Genomic DNA, 9,549 nt, shown 5'->3' with positions numbered 1-9,549 from the left:
GGGGAGCAAGCGGGGCATGGCGACAGGGTCGGCGGGGTGGGCGTTTTCGGGAGTTTCCGCCTTCAGGCCGCCGGCAGCACCTGACGGAAGCCTCCCACGCTCACCACCTGCAGGGGCGTGTCGAACAGCGCACTCAGCGGACCGGCCTCCAGCAGCTCCTCCACCGCTCCGTCGCCCACCACCTGCCCCCCGCGCAGCAGCACGCAGCGGCGGATCTCGGGAACGATCGCCTCGATCTGGTGCGTCACCAGCAGCAGCGTGGTGCCCCGCTGGGCCAGCTGCCGCAGCAGGGCGAGCAGCTGGTGACGGGCCTTGAGATCGAGGCCGTTGGTGGGTTCATCCAGCACCAGCACGTCAGGGTCGTGCACCAGGGCCCGGGCCAGCAGCAGGCGCCGCCGCTGGCCATCCGAGAGTTCGCCGAAGGGCCGTTGGGCCAGGGCGCTGAGCCCCAGCTGAGCCATCAGCTCCGCCACCCGCTGCCGTTGGGAATCGCTGGGCTGCTGGCTGCGGCCCAGCCCCACCGAACCGAAGAAGCCGGAGAGCACCACATCCTCTCCTCTCACCCCGGGCCTGTAGTGGGCCTGCAGATCGGGCGACACCAGCCCGATCCGATGGCGCAGCGCCCAGAGGTTCACCGTGTCCCGCCCGAAGATCCGCAGCCACGACCCCGGCTGCACCACCGGATAGATCTCGCGGCTGAGCAGCTTGATCAGGGAGCTCTTGCCGGAGCCGTTCGGGCCGAGGATCACCGTGTGTTCGCCGGTGCACAGCCGCAGGCTCAGGTTCTCGAACACCGGCCGCCTGCCCCGGTAGGCCGTCACCGCCTGAAGCTCGAAGTAGGGCTCTGGCATCGCCGCCGGCCACGCCGCTCGGGTGTAGCGATTCTGGCGGTGCGGGGCAGGCCCCTCGCCGCTGCTGCCTAGGTTGAGAACCCGCACACCCCGGATGGCCCGGCCCGCCCTGCGCCTGCCCAGCAACGCCCCTGGCGCCTTCTACGTGGATTCCACCTGCATCGACTGCGGCACCTGCTGGCAGTGGGATCCCCACCACTTCGCCCCCACCGGCGACAGTTCCCACGTGGTGCACCAGCCGGAGGGGGAGCCGGAGATCGCCCAGGCCCTGCTCGCCTTGCAGGCCTGTCCGGTGGCGGCCATCGGGGCCACTCCCGAGCTGCTGCGCCACACGCCGGCCGAGGGCTTTCCTGCCCTTCTCTTCTCCCATCCGGCCGGCGCCGTGCACTACTGCGGCTGGGCCTCGCGCAAGAGCTTCGGTGCCAGCAGCTACCTCGTGGTGCGGCCCCAGGGCAACGTGCTGATCGACAGCCCCCGCTTCAACGGCCATCTGGCCCGCCGCATCGAGGCCCTCGGCGGGCTGGCCGCCATCGTGCTCACCCACCGCGACGACGTGGCCGACCATGACCGCTGGGCGGCAGAGTTCGGCTGCGAGCGCTGGATCCACCAGGCCGATGCCGACGCGGCCCCCGAGGCCGAGCGGCTGGTGGAGGGCCATGCCCCCGTGGCCCTCGATACCCAGCTGCGCCTGATCCCCACCCCTGGCCACACCGCCGGTTCGATGGTGGCGCTGCTGGGCGAGCAGATCCTGTTCAGCGGCGATCACCTCTGGTGGAGTCCGGCCCAGCAGGCCGTGGTGGCGTCCCGCACCTACTGCTGGTGGGACTGGCCCAGCCAGGTGGCCTCGGTGGAGCGGCTGCGCGACCTCGACGTGCGCTGGCTGCTGCCGGGCCATGGCGATCGCCATCCCTTCGAGCCGGGCGCCTGGGGCCCGGCGATCGACTGCACCCTGGCCTACTGCCGCGGACTTGCTGCGGGCTGAGGCCGTGCAGGCCGAGAGAACGCAGGCGGAGGCAGTGTGAAGCGGCATTGCCGCCAGTGAAGAGAGTTGTCCGTTGCGGGCCCTGCCCTCGACGCTGCCGTGGTTTGGGCCGATGGTGTGTTCAACCGATCTCGGAGGCTCCCTGTGGACGACACTCCGCCCAACCAGATGTCAGGAGCGCACTGACGTTCGGACCCTGCTCCAACAATCTCGAACCATCTCCGGTTCTTCTCCACCGCTCCATGCACCGCCCTGCACCTGGTTGAACCAGTTGCGCCACGACCCCGGTCCAGGTGCCCCGGAAGCCACGAAGAACCTCTCTAGCGCCATGGCCCCAGGAGCCATCGCCAGCCAGCTCCGCCCCCACAACCGAAGACCTTCACGTCAACATCTGACGACCCTTTTTTGACGATCCGTTCGATCACCTAGCTGCGCCCCCTCTCCGCCTCCTGTCATGGAGACGGGCACCACGGCTAAGCCGACAACAGCCCGGGACCTCCGTCCCGGGCTTTGCTGTTGGAACGGGCTTGAAGCGGTCTGGGTGTCCTGCTGAGGCCTGACACTGGACGGGCTGCGCCCCCGCCCTGCCATGGCCCGCCATGACCCCATCGCCCTGAGCCTGCAGGGGCGCCTCGCCTTTGCTCTCAACCGGCTGCGGGAGAAGCTCTGGGTCAAGCCGCTGCTGCTCTGCCTGGTGTCCCTGGTGGGCGTGGCCCTGGCCCGCCTGGTGGACGGGCTGCTTCCCGATCTGCTGCTGCCGGACATCAGCGCCGACACGCTGGAGACCCTGCTGCGGATCATCTCCTCCAGCATGCTGGTGATCGCCGTGTTCGCGGCCGGTTCGATGCTGTCGGCCTATGCCTCGGCGGGCACCGTGGCCACGCCGCGGGCCCTGGCGGTGGTGGTGTCGGACGACGTGTCCCAGTACGCCCTCTCCACCTTCATCGGCGCGTTCATCTTCGGCATCGTGGCCCTGATCGCCCTGATGAACGGGCTGTATGGCCGCACCGGCCGCTTCGCCCTCTTCCTGCTCACCCTGCTGGTGTTCGCGGTGGTGGTGCTCAGCTTCGTCACCTGGGTGGATCGCATCGCCCGGCTGGGCCGGGTCACCAACACCATCAGCCGGGTGGAGGCGGTGGCGGCCCGCGCGCTGCTTGATCGGGCCCAGCGCCCCACCCTGGGAGCCCTCCCTCTGGTGGCCGATGAGCCCGCCGGCTGCGTGGAGGTGCTGAGCCAGCAGGTGGGCTACCTGCAGCGCATCGACCTGGGTGCACTGCAGCTGCTGGCGGAGACGGCGGGCGTGCAGGTGGCGGTGCGGGCGCTGCCCGGGGCTTTCATCACCACCAGCCGGGTGCTGGCCCGGGTGTGGGGGCAGACCGTCACGGATCCGGAGCTCCTCGAGCAGATGGCCGACACCTTTCTGATCGGTGAGAGCCGCACCTTCGACGATGATCCGCGCTTCGGGCTGGTGGTGCTCTCGGAGATCGCCAGCCGGGCCCTGTCCCCGGCGGTGAATGACCCCGGCACGGCGATTCACGTGATCGGCAGCTTCGTGCGGCTGTTCAGCCACTGGGCCGAGGCGTCGCTGGACCGTCAGCGCCGTGAAGCCGTGCCACCGCGCTTCGACCGGTTGCGGCTCCCCGGTCTGGCCATGGCCGATCTGCTGGACGATGCCTTCCAGGCCCTGGCCCGCGATGGAGCCGGATCCCTCGAGGTGGGGCTGCGGCTGCAGAAGGGGCTGCACCGGCTGAGCCTGCTGCCGCTGCCGGGCCTGAGCCAGGCGGCCCGGGGCCAGGCCTTGCTGGCCCTCGAGCACGGCGAGCAGGCCCTGCGGCTGGAGGCGGAACGGCAGCGGCTGCGCCAGGCGGCTGCCTGGATTCACCAGGGAGCCGGACCGCGGCCGGACCCCACGTTGCAGCCCACCTGAGAACCGAGCAGGGCGCCGAGTGGCACGGCCCAGGCCCGGCCGTCATCCTGGGAGGCGATGTAGCCGGCGCCACCCCCCAGCAACCCGCCCACCAGGCGGCCGGTGTTGCAGCGGCGGGCGTCCCGTTCCAGATCGGCCCGCAGCTCCTCCACCCGCGACTCGCGGCGGTAGGGAACGCTCTGCACGGCGTAGGTGTCGTACACCCTCGGGTTGCGCCGATCGCGGCGGTCCACCGTGCGCACCACGCGCCGCGCCGGCAGCTGCTGAATCGGCACCCGACGGATCGGCACCTGGCGGGCGGGCACGAGCACGTAGGCGGGTTTCTGCCATGCCCGGGGGCCGGCCAGCGCAGCGGAGGGCGCGGCCATCAGGCCCAGCAGGCCGGTGGCGCCCATCAGGGCGAGCAGGCGCCGGTGAAGCGGTTGGATGGTCATGGTGGTCATCGTGTGAGGACGAGTCCCCCTCGGGGGGATGCCCTCACTCAACCGGGGCCGTGTGTCTGCCCCATGACCGGAGGCGCGGCGATCTGTGACCAGATGCGTCTCAGTCGCGGAGCCCGGATCGGCTTAGTGTGGAATCCCAGACAGGGGGCCGGATGGAACGCCACCGCCACGATCCCGCCAGCGACCTCAGCAACCTCGTTGCTCCCGACGCCACCTGCCTCGGCAGCACCTGCATGAAGTGGGGCGGCGACGGTGAACTCGCCCCCCAGGATCTGCAGGCGATCCTGGCCCGCCTCAGCGAAGTGGATGACCAGGCCCAGGGTCTGATGGAGTGTCCGGTGGATCCCGGCTGACGGCGTCGCCCCGACCTGCTCAGCCCACCAGGGCGATGCAGTCGATCTCCACCCGGGCCCCCTTCGGCAGGGCGGCCACCTCCACGCAGGCCCTGGCCGGGGAGACCCCCTCCCCGAAGGTTTCGGCGTAGATGGCGTTCACCGCCGCGAAATCGGCCAGGTCCGCCAGAAACACCGTGGTGCGAACCACCTGGGCCGGCGTGCTGCCGGCCGCCCGCAGCACCGCCTCCAGGTTGCGCAGCACCTGACGGGTTTCGGCCTCCACATCCCCACCGCCCACCATCTGGCCGCTGGCCGGATCCAGGCCGATCTGCCCGGAGCAGAACAGCAGCCCCCCCGCCAGCACCGCCTGGTTGTAGGGACCCACCGGAGCCGGGGCCTCGGTGGTGTGAACCGCCTCGTGAACGGCTACGGCTGTCGGAAGGGCGGTGGGCTCCGTCGTGGGGCTGGCTGATGCGGAGCTGCTCATGGCGCGGATGGCTCCCGTTCGCGACGTGGGCCTTCATCATGATGGTGCCGCGAACTCCGGGCCCCCAGGCCTTCGCTGCCATCGCCTCACCCCTCACTGCCCTCACTCCCCCGGATCTGCAGCTCCGCGAGCATGTGCGGCTGCAGGACCTCTGGCATTGCTACGCCGCCGCCGGGGAGGGCAACTGGACCTTGCGGGGTCTCGAGCTGAGCCTGAGGCACGGCGAGCTGATGGGCTTGCTGGGTCCCTCCGGCTGCGGCAAGACCACCCTGCTGCGCCTGATCGCCGGCTTCGAGCGGCCCGAGCGGGGGGCCGTGCTGATCGATGGCCGCCAGGTGGCCGGGCCCTCGCGCTGGCTGGTGCCGGAACGCCGCGGGGTGGGGATGGTGTTCCAGGACTACGCCCTCTTCCCCCATCTCGATGCCTGGCGCAACGCCTGTTTCGGCCTGCGTCGCGGCCAGGACACCAGCCGGGCCGCCTGGCTGCTGGAGCTGCTGGGGCTCAAGGGTCTGGAGCGCCGCTATCCCCACGAACTCTCCGGCGGCCAGCGTCAGCGGCTGGCCCTGGCCAGGGCCCTGGCCCCGGGGCCCTCGGTGGTGCTGCTCGATGAACCCTTCTCCAATCTCGATGTGGAGGTGCGGCTGCGCCTGCGCAGCGAGTTGCCGCTGGTGCTCAGCCAGTGCGGCGCCAGCGGCCTGATCGTGACCCACGATCCCGAGGAGGCCCTGGCCATCTGCGACCGGGTGGCGGTGCTGTGCGACGGGGAGCTGCACCAGTGCGCCAGTCCACGGGATCTGGTGCAGCAGCCCGCCACCGCCTTCGTGGGTCGCTTCGTGCTGCAGGGCAATCTGCTGCCGGCGCAGTGCCAGGACGGTCTGCTGTGCACACCCCTCGGCAGGCTCGCGGCCCGCAAGGCCGCCTCCGCAGCCGTGCTGGACGGGCCGCTCGATTCCCAGGCCGAGGTGCTGGTGAGTCCGGAGGCGATCGATCTGGTGCCGCAGGCCAATGGCGAGGCCTGGGTGCTGGGCCGGGAGTTCCTTGGCAGTGCCTGGCTGTATCAGCTCCACCTCGACGGGCTCACCCTGCGGCTGCGCCTGCCGCTGGAGCAGGAGTACGGCCGTGGTCAGCGCTGCCGGCTGCAGCTGAGGCCGGGGCACGGCGGCATCCTGTTCCCCCAGCGCCTGCCCCTGGTGGCGCTCTGAACGCGTGGGGCCGGGCCGGGGGCGGAGGGAGCGTCTGCCTCAGCCACGCCAGTGGTCCTTGTGCCGCCGCCGCCTGGCCAGGGCGGGGGCATCCGGCGCCCGCAGGAACAGGTTGGTGGCCAGCTCCACCCCGATCCGGCTCGGCACGGTGGCGATTCCCCGCTGGCGCTGCTCCAGCACCTGCTGCAGCCGCTCCGCGATCGCCGCAGCGGCGGCCGGATCCTCCTCAGGCGCCACGGCCCGCGCCCAGCCCAGGTTGGCGGCGGTGTACTCGTGGGCGCACCACACCCGGGTGTCGGCGGGCAGGGCCGCCAGCCGCTGCAGGGAGTGGTGCATCTCGGCGGCGCTGCCCTCGAACAGGCGCCCGCAGCCCCCGGCGAAGAGGGTGTCGCCGCAGAAGAGATGGCCGGAGCGCGGCAGCCAGTAGGCGATGTGGGCCCGTGTGTGGCCGGGCACGGCGATCACCTCCACCGGTTCACCCAGCAACGTGAAGCGCTCGCCATCGGCCACGCTGCGGGTCTGGAAGGGGATCCGCTGCCGGTCGGCGGCGGCGGCCACCACGGCGCAGCCGGGCCAGCGCCGCAGCAGCTCCGGCGTGCCACCGATGTGGTCGCTGTGGTGGTGGGTGTGGAGGATGGCGCGCAGCTGCAGGTGCCTCTGCCGCAGGGCCGCGTCCACGGGGGCGGCCACGGCGGGATCCACCACCGCCGCCTCGCCGTCCCGTTCCAGCAGGAACACGTAGTTGTCCTGCAGCACCGGGATCAGGGACACCGCGAGGGTCCCGGGCGGGCCTGCGGCGGAGCCGGTGGTGTTCTCTCGGGCGTCAGGGCCCATCGTTAAAGTCCGGTCTGCGGAGTGTCTCCATGATCACCGTTGCCCTGGCCAAGGGTGCCCTCCTCAAGGATTCAGTGCGTCGCTTCGCGGCCGCCGGCCTTGACTTTGCGGCGGTGCTCGAGCCGGGCAACCGGCAGCTGATGGTGCCGAGCGCCTGCGGTGCGGCCCGGGCCCTGCTGGTGCGCAACGCCGATGTGCCGGTGTACGTGGCCTATGGCCAGGCCCAGCTGGGCGTGGTGGGCTACGACGTGCTGCGGGAGCACCAGCTGCCGGTGGCCCAGCTGGTGGACCTCGGCTTCGGCGGCTGCCGCATGAGCGTGGCCGTGAAGGCCAGCAGTCCCTACCGCCGCGCCGTGGACCTGCCGGCCCACTGCCGCGTGGCCAGCAAGTTCACCCGCTGCGCCGAGGCCTATTTCGAGGCGCTCGACCTTCCCGTGGAGCTGATCCATCTGGCCGGTTCAGTGGAACTCGGTCCGATCACCGGCATGAGCGAAGCGATCGTGGATCTGGTGGCCACCGGCCGCACCCTCGAGGAGAACGGGCTGATCGCGATCGAAGACCTCTTCCACTCCACCGCCCGCCTGGTGGGCCATCCCCTGGCCCTGCGGCTGGATGACGGTCCGCTCCAGGCGATCGTGGACCGAGTGGCCGCGGTGTCGGCGGCGCCGCTGCCGGCCGGGGTGGCCTGATGGCGGCCCTGGACCGCGAGCGCCTGCGACGTCTTCTCCCCTATCTGGGGCGGGATCGCCGCCGGCTGCTGGTCACCCTGCTGCTGCTGATCCCGGTGGCGGCTGCCGCCGCGATCCAGCCGCTGCTGGTGGGCCAGGCGATCGCCGTGCTGCGGGGCGAACCCACCCTGGGCTTCCTCACCGGCATGCCCGTGGCCCAGGCCCTGCGCCTGCTGGTGCTGGTGCTGCTGGGGGCGGTGCTGCTGCGCCTCGCCCTCCAGGGCGTGCAGAGCTACAGCGTGCAGGCGGTGGGTCAGCGGCTCACGGCCCGCATCCGCGACGACCTCTTCGCCCATGCGATGGCCCTGTCGCTGCGCTTCCACGACCGCATGCCCGTGGGCAAGCTGCTTACCCGGCTCACCAGCGATGTGGACGCCCTGGCCGAGGTGTTCGGCAGCGGCGCCGTGGGGGTGCTGGCCGATCTGGTCACCCTGCTGGTGATCGCCGTCACCATGCTCAGCATCGAATGGCGCCTCGGCCTGCTGCTGCTCTGCTCCCAGCTGCCGGTGGTGCTGGGCATGCTCTGGCTGCAGCGCCGCTACCGCCGCGCCAACTACCGGGTGCGGGAGGAACTGAGCCAGCTCAACGCCGATCTGCAGGAGAACCTGCAGGGGCTTGAGGTTGTGCAGATGTTCCGGCGCGAGCGGGTCAACAGCGCCCGCTTCGCCCGCACCACCGACGCCTACCGCAAGGCCGTCACCGGCACGATCTTCTACGACAGCGCCATCTCGGCCTTCATCGAATGGGTGGCCCTGGTGGCCGTGGCCCTGGTGCTGGCCCTGGGCGGCAGCATGGTCACCGCCGGCGCCCTGGGGCTGGGCACCCTCACCACCTTCATCCTCTATTCCCAGCGGCTGTTCGATCCGCTGCGTCAACTCGCCGAGCGTTTCACCCAGATCCAGGGCGGACTCACCGCGGTGGAACGGATCGGCGAACTGCTCGAGCAGCCGATCGAGATCCAGGAACTCCCCGCCTCCCAGCGCTCGGCGGCGGCCCGGCGCTCCGGCGGCCAGCGCAGCAGCGCCGGCGAAGTGGTGTTCGAGAACGTGTCCTTCGCCTACCGGCAGGACGACCCGATCCTCACCGATCTCTCCTTCCGCATCGCCCCCGGGGAGCATGTGGCCCTGGTGGGTCCCACCGGCTCCGGCAAGACCACGGTGATCCGCCTCCTCTGCCGCCTCTACGAGCCCCAGCGCGGTCGGATCCTGCTGGATGGGATCGACATCCGCGAGCTGCCCATCCCCACCCTGCGCCAGCGGCTGGGGGTGGTGCTGCAGGACACCTTCCTGTTCAGCGGCAACGTGGCCGACAACCTGCGGCTCGACGCGCCGATCGCCACCGAGGAGCTGGCCCAGCTCTGCCGCGACCTCGGCCTCGATCCCCTGCTGCGGCGGCTGCCGGATGGCCTCGCCACCGAGCTGCGGGAGCGCGGCGCCAACCTCTCCTCCGGCGAGCGCCAGCTGCTGGCGGTGGCCCGGGTCGCGATCCGCGATCCCTCCGTGCTGGTGATGGATGAGGCCACGGCCTTCCTCGACCCCTCCACCGAGGCCACCCTGCAGCAGGACCTGGACCGTCTGCTGCAGCAGCGCACCGCCATCGTGATCGCCCACCGCCTCGCCACCGTGGAGGCGGCCGACCGGATCCTGGTGCTGCAGCGGGGCCGGCTGATCGAGCAGGGCACCCACCGGCAGCTGCGGGACGCCGGCGGCCTCTATGCCCGGCTGGCGGAGCTGCAGGACAAGGGGCTGGCCGCTCTCTGA

10 protein-coding genes are annotated in these 9,549 nt (G+C 71.3%); 6 read left to right on the top strand and 4 right to left on the bottom strand.

All coding sequences use genetic code 11. The features are described 5' to 3' along the window. Positions 1-62: 62 nt before the first annotated feature. Positions 63-851 (bottom strand): ABC transporter ATP-binding protein, encoded by a 789-nt coding sequence (locus CPCC7001_RS04230; protein WP_006909473.1) that lies wholly within the window; start codon positions 849-851, stop codon positions 63-65. Between the two features lie 94 nt (positions 852-945). Between CPCC7001_RS04230 and CPCC7001_RS04225 the strand changes: the two genes are divergently transcribed. Together CPCC7001_RS04225 and CPCC7001_RS04220 are read left to right on the top strand one after the other, a co-directional pair. Beyond that, a complete protein-coding gene (locus tag CPCC7001_RS04225) occupies positions 946-1,833 on the top strand; it encodes an MBL fold metallo-hydrolase (RefSeq protein WP_006910673.1) in 888 nt (295 codons plus the stop codon). 589 nt (positions 1,834-2,422) lie between these two features. Continuing rightward, the gene (locus CPCC7001_RS04220; protein WP_006910407.1) at positions 2,423-3,760 is read left to right on the top strand and encodes a DUF2254 domain-containing protein; all 1,338 of its coding nucleotides are present in this window, start codon (positions 2,423-2,425) and stop codon (positions 3,758-3,760) included. Here the strand turns inward: CPCC7001_RS04220 and CPCC7001_RS13955 are convergent. Further along, positions 3,712-4,194 (bottom strand): hypothetical protein, encoded by a 483-nt coding sequence (locus CPCC7001_RS13955; protein ID WP_156796674.1) that lies wholly within the window; start codon positions 4,192-4,194, stop codon positions 3,712-3,714. The genes CPCC7001_RS04220 and CPCC7001_RS13955 overlap by 49 nt on opposite strands. Before the next feature lie 137 nt (positions 4,195-4,331). Between CPCC7001_RS13955 and CPCC7001_RS04210 the strand changes: the two genes are divergently transcribed. Then, positions 4,332-4,556, top strand: coding sequence for a hypothetical protein (locus CPCC7001_RS04210; RefSeq protein ID WP_006909542.1), 225 nt, complete (start codon positions 4,332-4,334; stop codon positions 4,554-4,556). A gap of 19 nt (positions 4,557-4,575) precedes the next feature. On the opposite strand, the gene CPCC7001_RS04205 is transcribed toward CPCC7001_RS04210, so the two are convergent. Beyond that, positions 4,576-5,025: a RidA family protein gene (locus CPCC7001_RS04205; protein ID WP_006909754.1), complete on the bottom strand. Its 450-nt coding sequence runs from the start codon at positions 5,023-5,025 to the stop codon at positions 4,576-4,578. 38 nt (positions 5,026-5,063) lie between these two features. Between CPCC7001_RS04205 and CPCC7001_RS04200 the strand changes: the two genes are divergently transcribed. After that, positions 5,064-6,227 carry an ABC transporter ATP-binding protein gene (locus CPCC7001_RS04200; protein ID WP_006911700.1) on the top strand — a complete coding sequence of 388 codons (1,164 nt, stop codon included), beginning with the start codon at positions 5,064-5,066 and terminating at the stop codon, positions 6,225-6,227. Positions 6,228-6,266: 39 nt separating this feature from the next. Here CPCC7001_RS04200 and gloB read toward each other — a convergent pair whose 3' ends face one another. Beyond that, positions 6,267-7,061, bottom strand: coding sequence for a hydroxyacylglutathione hydrolase (gloB, locus tag CPCC7001_RS04195; RefSeq protein ID WP_050757062.1), 795 nt, complete (start codon positions 7,059-7,061; stop codon positions 6,267-6,269). Between the two features lie 29 nt (positions 7,062-7,090). Here gloB and hisG point away from each other — a divergent pair, with 29 nt between their 5' ends. Both hisG and CPCC7001_RS04185 read left to right on the top strand, forming a co-directional pair. Then, complete coding sequence (gene hisG / locus CPCC7001_RS04190) at positions 7,091-7,750, top strand: ATP phosphoribosyltransferase (RefSeq protein ID WP_006910378.1); 660 nt, start codon at positions 7,091-7,093, stop codon at positions 7,748-7,750. Then, the gene (locus CPCC7001_RS04185) at positions 7,750-9,549 is read left to right on the top strand and encodes an ABC transporter ATP-binding protein (RefSeq protein WP_006909610.1); all 1,800 of its coding nucleotides are present in this window, start codon (positions 7,750-7,752) and stop codon (positions 9,547-9,549) included. Before hisG ends, CPCC7001_RS04185 begins: the two co-directional genes overlap by 1 nt.

The organism is Cyanobium sp. PCC 7001, from assembly GCF_000155635.1.
GTDB lineage: Bacteria > Cyanobacteriota > Cyanobacteriia > PCC-6307 > Cyanobiaceae > NIES-981.
The sequence above is the reverse complement of the archived record's forward strand: the minus strand, read 5'-3'. Positions and strand labels throughout refer to the sequence as shown.